At 40.3% G+C, this 20865-nt stretch carries 7 protein-coding genes; all 7 read left to right on the top strand.

Annotation, left to right across the window (positions count from 1 at the left end):
* The first annotated feature begins 183 nt into the window (after positions 1–183).
* Positions 184–11892 carry an SdrD B-like domain-containing protein gene (locus tag EGI31_RS24995; RefSeq protein ID WP_255039936.1) on the top strand — a complete coding sequence of 3903 codons (11709 nt, stop codon included), beginning with the start codon at positions 184–186 and terminating at the stop codon, positions 11890–11892.
* 148 nt (positions 11893–12040) lie between these two features.
* Entirely contained in the window at positions 12041–13042 is a 1002-nt protein-coding gene (locus EGI31_RS24990) for a PorP/SprF family type IX secretion system membrane protein (protein ID WP_255039935.1), read from the top strand.
* A gap of 31 nt (positions 13043–13073) precedes the next feature.
* Positions 13074–15623, top strand: coding sequence for an OmpA family protein (locus EGI31_RS24985; protein WP_255039934.1), 2550 nt, complete (start codon positions 13074–13076; stop codon positions 15621–15623).
* Positions 15624–15770: 147 nt separating this feature from the next.
* Positions 15771–16661, top strand: a complete 891-nt coding sequence (locus EGI31_RS24980) for a type IX secretion system membrane protein PorP/SprF (RefSeq protein ID WP_255039933.1) — start codon at positions 15771–15773, stop codon at positions 16659–16661.
* Positions 16662–16745: 84 nt separating this feature from the next.
* Positions 16746–17180 (top strand): IS200/IS605 family transposase, encoded by a 435-nt coding sequence (gene tnpA / locus EGI31_RS24975; RefSeq protein ID WP_255039209.1) that lies wholly within the window; start codon positions 16746–16748, stop codon positions 17178–17180.
* Positions 17181–17476: 296 nt separating this feature from the next.
* A complete protein-coding gene (locus EGI31_RS24970) occupies positions 17477–20251 on the top strand; it encodes a 2-oxoglutarate dehydrogenase E1 component (protein WP_255039932.1) in 2775 nt (924 codons plus the stop codon).
* A gap of 2 nt (positions 20252–20253) precedes the next feature.
* On the top strand, positions 20254–20865 hold a 612-nt coding region (locus EGI31_RS24965; RefSeq protein WP_310586245.1), incomplete at its 3' end, for a biotin/lipoyl-containing protein.

Genomic DNA, 20865 nt, shown 5'->3' with positions numbered 1-20865 from the left:
AAAAATCCATTTCTGCAAGTTACACATTACCAGCGTATTACATTCTTGAAATTTTGCCAAACCAAATAAGTGTATTTTTTTTTCTAATTGGCATAGTTTTGGATACATGATAGTTGCGAGTAGGGCATATTGGCTTTAGTCGGTTCTAAAACTATTTATTTTAAGGATTTTAGTTTTTCAGAAATGAAAAAAATATACGCAATGAAGTCATCATTTTGTACACTCCAAAATCAGCCGCTTGATGTGGCCGAATATAAAGGTGCATCTCAGAAAAGCGAGATGGGCAATGAAGGAAACTGCCCAAATAGCTTGATTCCTCTTACCGAAACCCAAAATGATGGCGAAACTGAAAAACACAACTTTATGATAAACAATGTCTTAATGTTAGTATTAACAGGAAAAAACATCTACAAATTTATTTTTCACCAGTTTATGAAACAGCTTTCCTCCCGAACAAAATTTACTAATTTCTTAGAGATCTGGATTAGTTTGGGCTCTCATTTGTATTTAGATAGGAACGATAGGTGGCTTTATAGGTTCAAAGACATATTCCGAACATACAAAATAGGCCTGTCAGCAATAATTCTGCTGACTTCTTTGAGTAGTTTTGTTCGTGCCGCTGAAGTGGATTTGGCTGTTAAACAAAGTGTTAGCAATGCAACGCCTTCTACAGGTGGTGCTATTAAATATACTGTATATTTGGTTAACCAAGGTAATACTACGGCCACCAATATAGTTGTTGAAAACAAAGTTCCAATCACTGGTTTAGGTTCGATTTCGACTACCCAGACTAGCGGTTCATGGTCTTACAATGGCACTTCTGGTGTTGGTTTATGGACGGTACCTTCTCTGGCTGGAGGCGACTCAGTAAGATTAGAAATAAATGGGGTGGCCACCGCACCAGGTGTTTTCTTTAACATTGCACAGGTTCTCTCAAGTCCCGATACAGACATAGACTCAGTGCCGGGGGATACAGATTTAACAGAAGACGACATAGCCACCTCATGTTTCTCGGTTCCGATTGAGTGGTATGCAGGTGATGAATATACAGTAGAAGTACCAGCTCCCTTTTCCTATGGAACAGGGATTGTTTGGTTTAGAAACAGTCAGCCAATTGGGCCAACTACTCCTGAGGCGACTGTCAACGTTGATAACTCCCTAACCATTCGTGGTATTGGTAGTTATACTTTCACTACCTCACTTACTACTTGTTCTGCCACTGGTTGTTGCCCAATTATCTTGATTCAAGGGCCAATATTCGATTTGGCGTTTACCAAAACACCAAATGTAACAACGGTGGTTGCGGGTGGTCAAATAACCTATACACTTAATGTTATCAATCAGGGAAATGTGGCCGCTACGGCCATCCAACTTTCGGATTATATTCCAACAGGTTTAACCTTGGCTGATGCCAATTGGACACAATCTGGCGGAGTGGCCACTTTGGTAACTCCGATTGCCTCATTGGCAGCGGGGGCTTCTACTTCAAGAACCATCACATTTAATGTTTCTCCAACATACACTGGGGCTTTATCTAATTCGGCTGAAATTTCATCGGCAAGAGGACCTTTGGGAGAAATCATACCAGATGTTGACTCTGATTTAGACAATAATCCAAACAATAACGGAACGCCAAAAGATAATGTTGTTAATGAAAACGGTAAAACGGGTGGTGATAATGACAACTCCGATATCGGTAATATCACAGTCACTCCGGCTCCTGTATTTGACCTTGCTCTAAGAAAAACCTCTGTAGCAACAAGTGTTGTAGCTGGCGGGCAAGTAACCTACAACATAGACGTATTTAACCAAGGAAATGTAAATGCCACCAATATTCAGGTTTCAGATTACATTCCGGCCGGACTTACTTTGGCCGATCCGAATTGGACAGTTGCTGGTTCTATAGCCACATTGGTGACACCAATAGCATTATTAACTGCGGGTGATACTACTAGCGTAAGTATTACTTTTAATGTTTCTCCGGCTGCCACAGGTTTAGTTACTAACTCTGCCGAAATATCTTCAGCTAGAGGTCCATTGGGAGAATTATTGACTGACGTCGACTCTACACCAGATGCTAACAGTGGCAACGACGGTGCGGCCCAAGATGATAATATTTCAGGAAATGGTAAAACTGGTGGAGACGAAGACGATTCTGACATCAGTGCTATAAACGTAAGTCCTGTTCCTGTATTTGACTTGGCTTTGCGTAAAACCAATCTAACTACGGGACCTCTATATCCAGGTTCAACAGTTACTTATAAAATCGATGTTTTCAACCAAGGTACAGTTATGGCCACAGGTGTGAAAATTACAGATTATATACCTGCAGGTTTGGTTTTGGCTGATGCCGACTGGACTCAGACAGGTGCCACCGCCACTTACAATAATCCAAACATGGTTATTTTGGCTGGTCAGATGGTTCCTCTTACTATTGATTTTGTAGTTAGCAATACATTTGCAGGTGGTGCTATACGCAACTCTGCCGAAATCAGTGATGCCAAAGGCCCAGCTGGTGAGACTATTACAGATATTGACTCAAACCCAGACAATAATCCTGCGAACGACGGTATATCAGTTGATGATGCTATCACTCAAAATGGTAAAACTGGTGGAGATGAAGACGATTCAGATTATTCAGATATTACGGTTATAGCTCCTGCTTCTATTGGTAACTTCGTATGGTTAGATGCTAACCAAAACGGAATTCAAGATGTGGGCGAAACAGGCATTTCTGGTGTAAATGTTACATTAGAAAGACCTGATGGTTCTGTGGTAGCAACTACTACTACAGACATCAACGGACAATATTTATTTAGCAATTTAGCTCCCGGTTCTTATGTAGTGTCTTTTGGAAAACCTTCAGGTTACACCTCAAGTACGCCTAATACAGGAGCAAATGATAATTTAGACAGTGATGCAGATGTTACCTCTGGCAAAACAGCAACTTATGTGTTGGTAGCCGGTCAGTACAATCAAACTATTGACGCTGGATTCTACCTTCCAAGTTGTGCCGACATCATCAGTATTTCTGCTTTAGACAGTGATATTTGTTCGGGAGATTCTACTTATTTGGTTGCAACTTCTTCTAATGGTGTTTCTATAAACTGGTACTTGGTGCCTTCAGGTGGCACGCCATTGTTTACTACAAACAGTGGTCAGAACCGATTGGTATACCCAACTACTACCACTGTATATTATGCTCAACTTAGCACTGTGGCTCCTGGTTGTCCTACGGATCGTACACCAGTAGCATTGGTTGTGAATCAAAGACCACAAAATCCAACTTGTGGAAACTTGGTGGAGGTTTGTACGGGTCAAACCACAAATCTGAATACACATATTATTAACGGTACAACCACCCCAGGTGGAGTATTTGAATGGCATACAGGATTCTTACCTACATCACCGTTGGTGACTAATCCACTTGCGGTTGGTGCTGGAAACTATTACTTATTTGAGAAATCTGGTGCTGGATGTTATAGCAATCCTACATTGGTGACAGTGGTTGCCAAAAGCTGTGCAACAACAATAGACTTGTCGTTATTGAAAACAGCTGACAAACGTACTGTGAACTTAAATGATAACATTGTTTACACCATTCAGTTAACTAACGCAGGTCCTGATTTAGCAACAAACGTGAGAATTGAAGATAGACTACCTTCTGGTTTACAATTTGTATCTAGTTCAACTTTGACAAATACAAGTGGTCTCTTAACAGCCACAATCCCTTCGATACTTTCGGGTCAAACAATATACTTTACTTATACGGCTAGAGCAATAGGCTCTGGAAGCATCATTAATGTGGCAGAAGTTGTAGCGGCAGATCAAAGAGACAGTGACTCAACACCAGGAAACGGAGTAACCATTAACGAGGACGACGATGACGACGAGGTTATCAATGTTATTGTTCCAAATCCAATGGCTGACCTAAGTTTGCAAAAACTGGTAAGTAATTCGTCTCCATCTGTAGGGGATAATATTACTTACACCGTTAGAGTTTCTAATGCTGGTCCAAATAATGCTACCAATGTTGAAGTGAAAGATATTCTTCCTGCGGGCCTTACTTTGGTATCAGTTACAGGTGCTGATGTTAACCTTGCTACAGGAAGTACTGCCACTGCAACTTTCTCTAATATAATAGCAGGCTCTTCTGATGAGTTTTATATTTTGGCAACTGTTACTGGTTCTGGAAGCATAGTAAACAGTGCAGAAGTAACCAAGTCAGATCAATTGGATCCTGACTCTACACCAAATAATGGAGGAAACGAAGACGATGATGATATCAATACTATCACCGTTCAAGCACCTTGTAATCCTACTACTCCTTTGATTTCATGTGCTAACCCTTATATTTGCCCTGGAGAAAGTGTCTCTATATCTGCTATTGGCTGTAATGGAACAGTAGTTTGGTCTAACGGTATGACAGGAAATATCATTACAGTAAGTCCTTCTATAACAACCATATACAATGCTCGTTGTCAAGTAGGAACTTGTTTTAGTCCAAATTCTAATAATATTCAAATAATTGTAAATGCCATAGCTCCGCCATTGATTACAGCTTCATCTAGTACAGTTTGTGCTGGTGGTTCTGTAACATTGACTGCCACTGGTTGTACTGGAACAGTTACATGGTCAAATGGTACTTTGGGTTCTTCTATACAAGTTAGTCCTACCGCTCCGGTAACAACATATACAGCCACCTGCGGTACATTAAGTTGTATCAGTAATGTTTCTAATTCTGTAAGTATTACCTTAACTGGAAGCCCAGTAGCACCAGTTCTGACTGCATCTAATGCCAATATTTGTTCTGGACAGAGCACTAATTTGAATGCCGCTTTGTGTACAGGTTTAGTTACTTGGTCAACTGGTCAAACTGGAGCATCTATAACCGTTTCTCCATTGGTGACCACAAGCTACACAGCAACTTGTGCTGTAGGATCATGTGTGAGTGCTGTTTCGACTCCATTGATAATAAATGTAGGTACATCACAAACACCAACAATATTGGCTTCTAAAGACAATACCTGTGGAGGCGAGCCTGTAACTCTAACTGTAAGTAACTGTACTGGAGGTATATTATGGTCAAATGGAGCAACAACGCTATCTATTGCAGTAACTCCTACTGTAACCACCACCTTCTCAGTAACTTGTGGAACAGGTACTTGTGCTGCTACAGTTCAAAAAGCGATAAACGTTGGAGGGCTTGGCATGACACCAACCATTACCGCATCTGCTAACAATGTTTGTGCTAATACGCCAATTACATTAACAGCTAGCAACTGTACAGGCACCATTACTTGGTCGCTGACTTCAAATCCTTCAGTGGCTTTGGGTACCGGAAGTACGTTTAATATTAGCCCAATAATGTCTGTTTCTTACACAGCAACTTGTGCAACAGGAACTGGCTGTAGTGGATTTGCGACAATTGCAATTAATGTTACGTCTAACTCTGCTGCTCCAATAGTAACTTGCGGTGCAGAGAGAATTTGTGCAGGCGATAGTTTAGTATTTACAGCTCATAATTGTACGGGAACTGTCAACTGGTCAAATGGCTCTGTCGGAAACGTAATGGTTGTAAGACCAACTGTTAATACTACTTATTCGGCCACTTGTACAATCAATGGTTGTGTAAGTCCAGCTTCGGTGCCAGTTCTTATCACGGTTATTACGCAAACACCAACAATTACGGCTTCTTCTGAAACAGTTTGTGCTGGTGGAAATGTAACCTTGACTGCGTCTAATTGTACTGGAACTTTATTGTGGAACACAGGGGCAACTTCGGTTTCAATAAATGTATCGCCAACTGCTCAAACAACTTACTCTGTAACTTGTACGGTTGAAGGTTGTGTGGGTACAGCTTCTAAAGTTATAAACATAGGCTCGGGTCAAGCACCAACCTTGGCAGCCTCAACTAATAATGTATGTGCGGGTACTTCTGTGGTATTGACAGCTAGCAATTGTGCATCAACTATAACATGGAACACAGGAGCTACTGGAAATTCTATAACAGTAATACCAGCAAATACTACAACTTATTCAGCGTCTTGTGGAACACCTTCATGCTCTGGCTTTGCGAGTATAACTGTAAATGTTTCGAATGCTCAGGTTCCAGTAATCTCGGTATCTAACGCATTTATTTGTGCTGGACAAAGCACTACCTTAACGGCATCAGGGTGCTCTGGAGGTCTTACCTGGAGCAATGGTGCTACTACGGCCGCCATCACGGTGAATCCAACAGTCAATACAACATACACTGCTTCTTGCGGAACGGGTGTTTGTTTGAGATCGGTAAGTCAGGAAATAAATGTAGTTTCTCAGAATGTTCCAACACTTGTTGCAAGCAACAGCAACATTTGTGCTGGTCAAAGTGTGACCATTACCGCTTCAAATTGTGCCTCTGGTCTGGTTTGGAATACGGGGGCAACTACTGCTAGCATTACTGTTAGTCCTATCGAAACAAGTACTTATACAGCTACTTGTGGAACAGGAACTTGTGCTGGAACAGCTATTCAGGTTATAACTGTGGGTACGGCTACTAACCCTACGATTACAGCATCTAATACCAATGTTTGTAGCGGAACAGCAGTGACGCTTACAGCGGCAAATTGTGCTTCGGGCTTGGTTTGGAGCACAGGTGCAACTGCAAGTAGCATCACTGTAAGTCCTAATGCAACGACCACTTATACAGCTAATTGTGGTTCTGGTACTTGTATTGGTACATCTTCAGTTACTATCAATGTATCTAATAGTTCTTTAACGGCTCCTGTTGTTAGTTCAAGTGTTTCTGGGCTTTGCGAAGCTGGTTCGGTTACCCTCACAGCTACTGGTTGTTCAGGAACAGTAAATTGGTCAAATGGTCAAACAGGAACTACCCAGACTTTGACTGTAAGTACTACCCAGACCTTCAGTGCAACATGTACTGCCGGTACTTGTGTCAGTCCAGCTTCAAACTCAGTTACCGTAAATGTTGGAGCACTAGCTGCACCAGTAATTACGAGCAACGGAACAGTAGTATGTAATGGCTCTGGTGTGACTTTAAATGCAACAAATTGCTCAGGAAATATTCTTTGGTCTAATGGTATGACCACTAGTCAGATATCGGTTAGTCCGGTGGTAAATACTACTTATTCGGCCATTTGTAGATCGGCAAATCAAAATTGTGATAGCCCATCATCAAACAGTATCTCGGTTACTGTTTCTCCAATTCCGAACGCACCTGTTATCACATGTAGTGCCGACAGAATTTGTCTTGGAGAATCTCTTGTATTGACAGCCATTGGTTGTGAAGGTACAGTAACCTGGAATTATAACAATACGACTGCCACAGGTACTACTTTAACAATAAACCCAGTTGTTACAACAGTTTATACTACCACCTGTACTATTGGAAACTGTGTAAGTCCTGTTTCAGGTGCGGCTACTATCACAGTTGGAAATCCAATTCCTCCAATAGTTACATGTAACAATACGGTTATATGTTCAGGTGGTTCTACAACATTAGAAGCCGCTGGATGTGTTGGAACTGTTAAATGGTCTAATGGTATGGAAGGAACAGTTATATCTGTCAGTCCAACTACTTTGACAACTTATTTTGCAGTTTGTGATGCAGGTATTTGTGAAAGCGGTCAGTCTAACTCTATTTCTGTAGTAGTTACAGGTACTGGAGTAGCAAAACCAACCGTTAGAGACTTGGTAAATGTATGTCCAAATACTACGGTTGATCTTACTACTGCTGTGACAAGTACCGCACCGGTTGGTGGAACCTACGTTTACAGATCAGGTTCTACTCCTGAATCACCTGTAGTAGCTAACCCTACATCAATAGCCACAACTGGTACATACTACGTATTTGCCTCAATTGGTAATGGTTGTTTCAGCGAAGGTTCAAGAATAAATGTAGGAATAGTTGTCTGCCAAGAGCCTCCTGTAAATTGTGTCACATCTCCAGCCACAGCTTCAGCTGGTGCAAATGAGACCTATTGTGTAACTAATGATTACATTACACTGAACGGATCTATAGGTGGAGCTGCGAATTCTTCTAGATGGACTACCAACGGAACTGGAACATTTGAAAACTCAATAACTCCAGTTACTAAATACTTCTTCTCTGCTCAGGATATTACAAATGGTACGGTTACTTTAACATTGACCACCAATGATCCTGACAATGCAGGTCCATGCCAAGCGGCTACTTCTTCGAAAGTTGTAACTATCAACGGTGTGAGTGCAGTGCCAACTATTACTACTAACAAATCTCCAATTATTTGTTTGGGAGACTCGGTATTGTTGACAGCAAGCGTAAGCGGTACCAATACTTACATGTGGAGCAATGGTGCAACTACTAGAAGTATATTGGTTAAAACGCCAGGTTCGTACACAGTACAATACGTGAACGCTGGAGGCTGTAGATCGATTAGTTCGGCGGTTACTCAAGTTAATTTGAGTAGCTCTATTGCAGCACCAACAGTTGTTGCTCAAGCAACAAATACTTGTCCAACCACTACGGTTAACTTGGTTTCTAAAGTTACCAGCTCTCCAGTTACGGTTGGAGGTGTGTTTGAGTACCATGTAGAAAATAATCCTAACTCCGCGATGTTAGCATCAACCAATGCAGTTGGAGCAGGTACTTACTATGTATTTGAGAAAACGTTAACAGGTTGTTATAGCGGATCATCAGCCATTACTGTTTCTATAGATAACTGTAATGTAGTAGCAGGTGATGCCGATATTCAAGTCAATATCTCTGGAAACAAAACAAGTGTAGTTATTGGTGACGAAGTTATCTATACCATTCAGGTTAAAAATAATGGTCCAGCTACAGCTACAAATGTAGTCGTGATGAATGAGTTACCTGAGGGATTGGTTGTACAGGGAGGAACCCCTGGTTTATTGACAGAGGGTACTAATCTGAAGATAGTAATACCTACTCTTGTAGTGGGTGCGACCAATACTTACACTTACACTGCCAAGCTCTCGAAAGCAGGCAATGTGAATAACGTTGTGAACAAGGTTTCTGCTGATCAGAATGACCCAATCACTAGCAACAATTCAGACGATTTCGCCATTGAATGTACAACTTGTCAAGAAACATGTATCGCTACAGCTTTCAAAGCTGATACGATCAGACAATCTAATGGAAGCTTCAATATCAAGTTTACGGCATTGCTTAAAAACTGTGGTAATGTGGCATTGAGTGGTGTTGAGTTGGATGAGAACCTAAGCACGATGTTCCCAAGTCCTACTACATTTACCATAATACAAAAACCAACTCCAAATGCTACAAGCACCTTGGTGGGTAACGATAGCTACAATGGAACTTCTAACATTGCTGTTCTGAATAAACTTTCCAGCACATTACCGGTAGGTAAAACAGACACCGTTGTGTTTGTCATAAATCTACTGCCTATGGGTACGGAAGGACCATATTCTACCAATGCCATAGCTAAAGGTGTAGGTATGACAGCCTTCGGTATTGCTCAAGACGTGTCAGATGTTTCTAATGACGGTAGTGTGGTAGTGAAAGCATTGGCTGATCCTACAGTGGTTAAACTGTTCAAGTCACCAAGTATAGCTATTGTGTTGGCTGTTAAGGATACAGTTAAGCAAACAAACGGAAGTTACAACGTTACCTTCCAAGCTATTGTGAAAAACAATGGTTCTTTAGATTTGAGCAATGTAATAGTAACAGATACACTATCTAAATACTTCGGTGCTCCAGCATCATTCACAATGGTCGGAACTCCAGGGCTTAATCTAACCAGCTTGTTGGCTCCAAACAATGCATTCAATGGTACTTCTGATACCAGACTGACATTGCCAACGAGTAAGCTTGCAGTTGGTAAACAAGATACCATTATGTTCACTATTAACTTAGTAACGGGTGGCAAGAAAGAGTTCCAGAACCAGGCGATCGCCAACGGAACAGGAACACTTACAAATGGAACAACCTCGACAGTTACGGATGTATCTAACTCTGGTGTTAATCCAAATATTCCAGGAAGCACACCAACACAGTTGATATTTGGTTCGCAAAATCAAGGCTCTGAGATCAATACTTGTGTAGGTCTAGCACTTACTTCAATAAATAAAACAAAACTGGAAGATGGTACTTACAATATCACTTACCAGGCTATTGTTAGAAATTGTGGCAACCTTGCTCTCACCAATGTGGCTATCTGTGATACACTCAGCAATACCTTCTCATCTCCTACAGAGGTGAAAGTAGTGGTGAAACCATTCACAAACAGTGGAAGTACATTGGCTGCCGATACAACGTTCAACGGTATAACCAACACTTGCTTGCTCAAATCTGCCACAAGCAGCTTAGCAGCTGGTAAAACCGATACTTTAAGATGGACAATTAATATTAAGTTGAATAGCAACAATGGACCATTTAGAAACAACATAACCGTTAACTCAACTAGTCCAAGTGGACAAGTGGTTTCAGATGTTTCTAATGATGGAATAAACCCAGCACCAGCAGGTTCTAATCCTACCATTCTGAACTTCAACGATAATATTCTTGATGAAGTTATTGGTCTTGCTAAAAACCTAGTAGGTATCACCAAGGTACCAAACAGACCAAAGGTGTTTGATATTGAGTTTGGTTTTGTATTGAAAAACTACGGTATCGTGCCGTTTACGAAAGTTCAACTGCAAGACAACCTGGCTTATACCTTCGGAGACAAAGTCATCATTGACTCTGTTTATATCAAAGACCCTGAAACTGGTTTAGTAGCTAATGCCAACTACACAGGTAAAGGAGAATTAATAAATATCTTGGCAGATTCTTTAAGTACATTGCCACTTTATACCTCTAAGTCAGTTGGCTTGGTGGTAAGAGTTGACATGAGCATGGCTGATACATTGAAATATGAAAACATTGCATTGGCTATAGGTTACTACAATGGAGGTTCAGTATCAGACGCCTCAGTAACAGGTCTTAATCCAGATGATGATTTGTCTGGTGATCCTACTGATGACTCAGACCCTACGGTAATTGACTTCACAGGTCTTCTTGATCTGACACCAATTACTCCACTGGGTATAGCTAAGTCAGTTGATACTCTGGGAAGTGCGGATGGAAGCTATTTATTGACTTACAAAGTAATCGTGAAAAACTTTGGAACTACTAAACTAGATAGCGTTCAGTTGACAGATGACTTGGCCGATGTATTTAGTAACAAAACACAGTTTGTATTGATGGGTGTGCCAACACTTAATGATAGCAGCACGTTGAAAGTAAATGCTAAATATGACGGTGATACGGTTAAGACTATGCTTATTGCTAACCAAAGTTCACTTGCGGCAGGTCAGTCCGATACTTTGACATTCAAAGTGAAAGTCATTAATAATGACTCTGAGGCACAGACCTATCTAAATACCGTTAGCGGAACAGCCTTGTCTGATACGATATTGGTATCTGATAAATCTAACTCTGGAGCTCTAGCTGACAAAAACAACGACGGCAATCCTGGAAATGATAACGAGCCTACTGGTATCACTTTGGTGCCAGCAATTGAGGATACTTCGGCTGTAAGTGTCATAGTATATGACGGTCTAACACCAAACGGCGATGGTCAGAACGATGTACTTGTCATCAAAGACAAAGAGAACAAAATAACACTGACAGAGGATGATAATATCTCGGTTTACATATATAACAGATGGGGTCATTTGGTTTTCGAAACAGAAAACTACTTCAAAGATTATCCAAAAGGAACTGATGTAAATAGCCCTAACGGATGGGATGGAACATCTAACACTGGTGTGAGAGTTGAAGAAGATAAATACGTTCCAGATGGTACATACTATTATGTAATCTCCAGCACAAACCCAAGATTGTTCGGAGGGATGCCGTATGTAAACTTCATAACAGTTAAAAGATAAATACAATAAATGGGGGAAATAAAAATTTCCTCCATTTATTATAAAAACTAAAAAATTTTATATTTTTGCTAATCTATTGAGTGTCAATCTTTTTGGATTGCATTAAAAGAAAATATATTTCAGGAAAAAAATTATAAATAATCAGACAATGAAACATTTTCACTCCGCAAGGAATAAGGCTATAGTATTTGCCCTATTATGCCTTATTTCAACCACAAAAATCTTTGCACAGCAGGAGGTCATGTATTCTCAGTACATGTTTAATACACTTGCCATCAATCCAGCATACGCCGGAAGCAGAGACGTCTTAAGCCTTACCGCCTTAGGAAGGTATCAATGGCTGGACAGGAATGTGCCAGGCTCTCCAACTACGCACTCGTTTTCTTTGGATATGCCAATTAAAAACGAAAAGATGGGTATTGGTCTTGTGGCTTATAACGATGCACTCGGAGTTGCTAATAATACAGGACTAAACTTGGCTTATGCCTATAGATTCAAATTAGGTGCTAAAACTACCATGTCATTGGGTTTACAACCAACCGTGACAAACGTTAATCTTGCACTTTCTCAGGTTACAACATTGGTCGACGAAAATATTTTTTCGGCAGATAGAAGTAGATTTATGTTCAATGCTGGTTTGGGTATGTTCGTGAGCAATGATAAATCTTATTTTGGATTTTCGGTACCTCAAATAATTGAGCAAAAAATCACTCCTGATATAGCTACAAGTACTGGTAAAATCAAAAGACACTATTTTGCAATGATGGGTTTTGTAGTTGGAAAAGGAAACTTCAAAATCAAGCCATCGACTATGTTAAGATATGCCGCTGGTTCTCCACTTGGTGTTGATGGAAACATCAACTTTTGGTATAAAGACAAAATCTCTTTGGGTGTGTCGGGTAGAAAATCTCAAACCGTACTTTCGGGCCAAGACAACATAGACGCGGTTGTGGGAATGTTTGAACTTCAACTTACCCCTCAGCTTAGACTAGGCTATGCTTACGACTATAATAACAACAGGTTGAATACCAAAGTAGGAGGTACCTCTGCTTTGTATAACAAGCTCACGGGTACCCCAACACACGAATGGTTACTAAGGTATGAGTTTGGCTACGGCAAGTCTAAAATTCTCACACCGAGGTACTTCTAATACCAAAGTCCCCCATATAAATATTAAAATTATGTTTGTCAGGATTAAAAGAAAAATTACACTATTGGCATGTGCTGGGCTGATGTCTTTCATGGCAATTGGTCAGAATGCACTTCTAAAAACTGCGGATCATCACTTCGATAACCTCAGTTATATAAAAGCCATCGATGCTTACGAGCAAGCCTTGAAAAAGAAGGGTTTATCTGAAGCCGACAAGTTTTCGGCCATGCGAAATCTCTCAGAGAGTTATCTTAAAGTCAAAGATGCCGTGAATGCAGAGAGAGTTTTACGTGATTTAGTTGGTTCTTCAAGTGATTTCTCAGGTGATCGTGCAAAAGTACTGATGGACTATGCACAAGCTCTCGCTAGCAATGCCAAGTATAAAGAATCTCAAGAGCAATATCAGAAATATCTTGCCATTGTAGACAACGATACAAGAGCCAAGGGCTTTTCCAAGCTTTATAATGATGTTAGTGTGTTGTCAAAAAATGCAGCTTGTTACAAAGTAGATTATTTGTCTATTAATACCAATGCGGCAGATTTTAGTCCTACAAATTATCAAAACGGCTTAATTTTCGTATCGAACAGAAGAAATACATCAGGTGTTAGAAGAGTATTTACTTGGAACAATACCCCGTTTTTGGACCTTTATCATCTTGAAGATATCGCCTACCTGTCGGCCACTGAGGCTGGTTTAGGTGGAGGGGGATCTTCTTCTAAAAAGGCAAAAGCGGGTTCAACCGGTACAGTAGGTTCTGACGAATACACCATGCCTACAGCCAATGACTCGCGTACTATTGGTACTTATGGCGGAAAAAACATTTCTCAGGGATATGGATATGCCGACAAACCAATAACTGAAAGTGATAGAATGGGTGGGTCTATAAACTCAAAATATCATGAAGGTCCAGCTGCGTTTTTTAAAGATGGCTCGAAAGTGATTTTCACAAGGAACAATACATCTTCAAGTGGTGCTGCTAAGAAAAGCTCTGACGGAATCATCAAACTAAAGCTCTACATGGGCGAAGCCAAAAAAGACGGTTGGGGAAATGTAGCTGAACTACCATTTAACTCTAACGAATACTCAACAGGTCATCCAGCACTTTCGCCTGACGAAAAATTATTGTTTTTTGCATCTGATATGCCAGGCGGATTTGGTGGAACGGATATCTATGTAACACGCTATGACGGTGTAAACTGGTCAGCTCCTGTAAACATGGGTAACACCATCAATACCAAAGGCAATGAAATGTTTCCTTATGTTGACGAAAAAGGTAACCTTTATTTCTCTTCAGAAGGTCTTCCAGGTTTAGGTGAATTGGACATCTTCTTCACTCAGCTGGATGGCGTTACGCAAAAAGGTAGAGTTATCAATTTGGGTGCTCCCATTAACTCAAGTAAAGACGACTTCGGTATCATCACTGACGGGCTTAGACAAAGTGGATACTTCAGTTCTAACCGTAAAAGAGGTGGAAATGATGACGATATTTACAAATTCGACAGAGAGTGTGAAATCAAAGAGGGTTGCGAGTTGTTGATTGCTGTTTACGATGCCGACACTAAAATGCCGCTTGATAATACAACAATAAATTACACCGACGAAGCAGGAAACAATATAGAACTAGTTACCAATTCTGAAGGAATAATAGCCCTTGACAACGTGGCTGTAGATCACGAGTATTCATTTAAAACTAAACGTGATGGTTACAGCAACAACACGGTTAGTTATTCTACCGATGAGTGTGACAACGAACCTTCGAGATTAGAGATTCCTCTAGAAAGACCAAAGGCGGCAGATTCTACAGAGAATGTTACTTCTATTACACCGGATAAATCTAAATTGGCAGAGGATGGAACAACCGTGAATCCTGACCTCGCCAATAATACTGACAACACCAATAGTAAAAATCAAAATGGAAGCTTGCCGTCTGGTACTTCTAAAGCAGGTAAAACTTGTATAATCAAGGGTAAAGTATCCTTGCAGTCGAACAAGCAAACTATTGAAGGGGTGTTGGTTTCTTTGAAAAACGGATGTGATGGTTCAATAGTAACTGCATATTCCGACAAAAACGGGAACTTCCAATTCACCGCAGTTGAGGGTTGCGATTATACCATCGAGGGTAAGAAAGAAAGCATGGCTTCTAAGTCTAAATCGCTTAAGAAGTTGAATTGTAAGACTAACGAAAACGTAAGTTCAGACATCTTTATGTTTACCAAAGGTGATGTGGTTGAAATCGATAACATTTACTTCGATTATGGCAAATGTAACATTCGTTCTGATGCCAGAGTTGAATTGGACAAATTGGTGAAACTAATGCGTGAATATCCAAAAATGAAAATTGAGTTGGGTTCTCACACAGACAGCAGAAGTCCGTCTGATTTTAACCAAAAATTGTCTGAAGGAAGAGCCAAAGCATCTGCAGATTATCTATTTAAAAGGGGCATAAGCCGCTCAAGAGTGGAGTATAAAGGATATGGCGAAACTCAGCTAGTAAACAACTGTGCCGATGGTGTACAATGCTCAGAGGCTGAACATCAAAGAAACAGACGTACGGAAATAAAAATCCTACAAATGGATTAATTTTATAGCAAGATTTTATAATTTGACCGTTTAGAAATAGACGGTCATTTTTTTTGGTTAAAAGCTGCAAAAATTAAACACCCGCAGGTAAGTTCATGGCAGTAATTCGTATTACTCCTTTGCTTACAAACGGTAAAATATAAAAGTATGAAGAAAGCTTTCTTAATAGCTCTTTTATTGTTTTCAAAAATTGGAATTGCTCAAATAGGGCTTTTGAAACAATACCACCTAAACTACCTAGCCATAAATCCGGCTTTGGCCGGTGAAAATAGCCCATTTACTCTTAAGGGTATATTGGGCAATCAGTTCAATGGCTCCATCAGGTTCAATCAGGTGAATCAAATATTGGTCTTGGACGGCCAATTGTATAACAAGGGCGGTTTGGCTTTTCAAGGTTACCGAAATAATTCGGGCAACATAATAAGTACAGGATTGGGTTTTAGTTATGCCAAAGGTTTTGAAATTGGTGAATTAAAACTAAAAATGGGGGCAAATGCAGCTATTTTTATTCAACCCAATTTGTTGGCTACCAATTTGACTCAGCGGGTATTACCTCATGGTGGTCTTGGGGTTTTTAGTAGCTACAAGGGCGTATTTTTAGGCGTTTCTAATCCCATGCTTTTGGCTTCTCGCCAAATTGGTGAACAGAAACCTTTGCTCGTAAACGGGGGATATATTTTTGAAAATGAATCTATCTTCGGCTTCAATGCCAATATGCTGTACTATCACGATTTTCAAACCCAAAGAAGCAGCTATGATTTTAATTTAAAAGCTTCCATAAATAACAGATTTGGTCTTGGTGCATCCTACCGATCCAACAAGCTCATGGCCTATGGGGAATCTAAACCAACGCTCATACCTTTTGCAGAATATAAGGCAACCAGAACCATGAGTTTTGCTTTGTCCTATGATTCCCAACCCACCGTAGAGACGCAACCCAATACACCAAATTTAGCATTGGGTGGGATTTTTCAGTTTATGCTGAAATACAATAGTGATGATACTGGAGGTGATAGCTGGTTTTTTGGTAAGTTTTAAATCTTTATTGGTCTCAAATTAAGTTAAAACTATGCAATTTATTGCATGTCACTTTAGTTTCTAAAAAATTTGTAACTTTATGTTATGGAATTTCAAAGAAGTGGCGGACATACAGTATCCCGATTGACTGCTCATATTGTATGGTCAACGAAGTATAGATATTCGGTTTTGGAAGGTGATATAAAGATACGTTGTCGAACTATCTTGATACAAATTTGTGAGGCAGAAGGTGTACAGATTTTGAAAGGTGTTGTATCGAAGAATCATATTCACATGCATGTAGAATACAGGCCATCGCAAGATTTGAGTACTTTAGTGAAGCTGTTAAAGGGGCGTTCATCAAGAAAATTGCAGATGGAATTTCCGGAGTTAAAGAAGAGATATTGGGGTCGTCACTTTTGGGCAATAGGATTTGGATGTTGGAGTACAGGCAATATAACAGATGAAATGGTAAACGAATATTTGGAACATCATAGAAATCCTGATTCTAATGACAATACAAATTTCATCGTTGAATAGGCAGACTTTCAGTCTGTACGAAAACTATGGACTTTTAGTCCATAGTGGTTTATTTAAATATTTAGTAATATGTCTAATTAAAATTTCAAAAAAAGTTCCTATTTTCTCTCCTTTTTCTTTAAAAAGTTCAATAAAAGGAAATATTTAATACATTTTTTATAAAAAAAACACAAATTTTTGCTTATTAAAAATAAAAATATTTAGTTCGCATAAAAATATTTTTATTATCGTTTAAGTATTACGAAATCATTGGCTTTTTCGAATTAAACAACGCTTTAAGTGTACATAAAATAATAATGGACCAGTTTTCATATATAGCAAATGGCGACGTAGCCGCCTTGGAATCGCTTTACCAACAATATCTTCAAAATCCTGAATCTGTAGATGCCAGTTGGCAATATTTTTTCAAAGGATTTGAGTTTTCGAAGTCATGGAACGCTGAATCTCCTGCTCCAACAGCAGCAGTTTCGAGTGACTCCGAAAAAGAAAGAATCTTCAAAGAACGCGAAGTTGTACACCTGATCCGTGGTTACAGATCAAGAGGACACATGATGTCCAAAATCGATCCTCTCTATTCGAACAGAAAATACAACGCCAATCTTGACTTGGCTTATTTTCAGTTGTCTGAGAAAGATTTGGATACGGTTTTTGAGGCAGGTGTAGAGGTTTTTGGAAGACCAGCCACATTGAGAGAAATTGAAACCTCTTTGAAAACCATTTACGGAGGCAAAATTGGCTTCGAATACCTTTTCATACGCGATCGTAAAATCAAAAGTTGGTTTAGACGCAAAATCGAAAAGGATTATCTGACTTACAATCCTTCGTTTGATCAGAAAAGAAGAATTCTGAAAAAAGTAAATCAGGCTGTAGCTTTTGAGAACTTCCTTCACACCAAGTTTTTGGGCAAGAAAAGATTTTCGCTTGAAGGTGGTGAGTCAGCCATAGCTGGCCTTGATGCCGCCATATTGAAAGGTGCTGAACTGGGTGTTGAGGAGGTAGTAATAGGTATGGCCCACAGAGGAAGACTCAATGTGTTGACCAATATCATGCAGAAGCCTTATGATCAGGTTTTTAATGAGTTTGAGGAGAACGTTCCTACGCTTGAGTTTAGCGATGGTGACGTGAAATACCACATGGGTTATTCTAGTCAAATTGAAACTCCATCAGGTAAAAGAGTTTCCATGAAGCTTATGGCCAACCCTTCGCACTTAGAAACAGTAGATCCCGTGGTTTTAGGATATGCACGTGCCAGAGCCGATGCTCACTTTGAAAGTCAAGGTCTTAAGCCGAATGAATTTGCTGATATTTATGACAAGATTCTTCCAATCATCATACACGGTGATGCTTCTTTGGCAGGTCAAGGTATTGTCTACGAGATAGCTCAGATGTCTAATCTACCTGGTTACTACGTAGGTGGAGCTATACATTTCATTATCAATAACCAAATAGGTTTCACTACCGACAACGCTGACGCACGTTCTACCTTGTATTGCTCAGATGTGGCTAAAATGTTGGATACGCCGATATTCCACGTTAATGGTGACGATCCAGAGGCGGTGGTTTATGCCATGGACTTGGCCATAGAATTTAGGAAAGAATTCAACAAGGACGTTTTTGTGGATATGATTTGCTACCGTAAACATGGCCACAACGAAGCCGATGAGCCTCGTTTTACACAGCCAGGCATGTATGAGCTGATCAGTAAGCACCAAACGCCTAGGGAGATATATGTAGACAAACTCAAAGCCGACGGTACTATAAACGAGGAGGATGCCAAGAAAATCAAAGCACAGTTTGACGACGATTTGCAAGATATTCTTTCAAGAGTGAAGCAAAATCAATTGCCGTATGAACTTCCAAAATTGGAAAGAGACTGGGCGAAATTGCGTCGTTCAACAATCGAAGATTTTGAAGAATCACCGAAAACAGGTATTTCGAAAGATGTAATCACCCAAGTTGGGGCGGTTTTATCCAATGTGCCTGAAGGTTTTACTCCTATCAAACAAATAGAAAAAGTTTTAGAGGAGCGTAAGGACATTTTTGCTGGTAAGAAACCATTCAATTGGGCTGCAGCAGAATTATTGGCTTTCGGTTCATTGCTACAACAAGGCAATTGGGTGCGTATGACTGGTCAAGATGTTCAAAGAGGTACATTCTCACATCGTCATGCCATATTGCACGACATCAAGAATTATTCGAAATATAACAATTTGGCCCACATCAGTCCAGATCAAGGAAAGTTCGAGATTTACAACTCCTTCCTTTCTGAGTACGCCGTGATGGGCTTTGAATATGGCTATGCATTGGCCAACCCAAGTGCTTTGGTTATTTGGGAGGCTCAATTCGGAGACTTCGCCAACGGTGCTCAAATCATGATCGACCAGTTTTTGGTAGCCGCCGAGTCTAAATGGAATTCCATGAATGGTTTGGTTTTATTGCTGCCTCATGGTTACGAAGGTCAGGGTCCTGAGCACTCTAACGCCCGTCCTGAGAGATTTTTGCAATTGGCTGCCGAATACAACATTTATGTGTGTAACTGTACTACACCGGCCAACTTCTTCCACATGTTGAGAAGACAATTGGCTCTTCCTTTCCGCAAGCCATGTGTACACATGTCGCCAAAGTCGATGCTAAGACATCCGATGGCCGTTTCAGAGATGAGCGAGTTTGCCGAAAACACCAGTTTCAAAGAAATAATAGCTGATGAATTGGCTGACCCTAAGAAAGTTAGAAAAGTGTTGTTGTGTAGTGGTAAAATATATTATGATCTTCACAAGAGAAGACTAGACGATAAGAGAGAGGATATTGCTATCATAAGAGTGGAGCAATTGTATCCTTTCCCGAAAACAAAAATTGAAAACGAACTGGCTAAATACAGTAAGGCAGAAAAGATTTGGGTTCAAGAAGAACCGTTAAATATGGGATATTGGTCATTCATAGTTCGGGAGTTCCCTGGCGGTATTGATGACGTGATTTCGAGAAAACTTAGTGCTTCACCGGCAACAGGTTATACCAAGAATCACAACGATATTCAAAGTAAAATTTTAGAAAAAGCATTCCAATTGAATTAATTATGGCTATTGACATGAAAGTACCTTCGGTAGGCGAATCAGTAACAGAGGTTACCATAGCTGCTTGGGTAAAAAAGGATGGGGATTTTGTAAAAATGGACGAAGTTATATGTGAGCTGGAGTCTGATAAAGCGACGTTTGAGTTGCCAGCTGAGGCTGACGGTATTCTTCGCATTATCGGAAAAGAAGGCGATACCCTCAAAATAGGTGCTGCTATTTGTTCTATTGAACCACAAGGTGCTGTGGCGGCGGCTCCGAAAGTTGAGACTGCTCCTGCCGAGGTTGCTGCCCCAGTGGCAGTTGCTACGCCTGTTAGCGAGGTAAAAACCGAAACTTTGGACATAAAAGTTCCTACTGTTGGTGAGTCTATCACTGAAGTAACCATCGCAAGCTGGGTGAAAAAATCAGGAGAAACAGTAGGCTTGGACGAAATTATATGTGAATTAGAGTCAGATAAGGCGACTTTTGAATTGCCTTCTCCATTTGCAGGTACACTCAACATCATTGCTGAAGAAGGTAGCGTAGTGGCCATCGGCGGTGTGTTGGCATCTGTAACGGTTGGAGGAGCTGTGGCTGCTCCAATTGCAGCTCCAGCAGTGGAAACACTAGCAGTA

It is taken from the genome of Lacihabitans soyangensis, from assembly GCF_024343775.1.
Lineage (GTDB): Bacteria > Bacteroidota > Bacteroidia > Cytophagales > Spirosomataceae > Leadbetterella > Leadbetterella soyangensis.
Note: the sequence above shows the minus strand (reverse complement) of the source record. Positions and strands in the feature narration are given on the sequence as shown.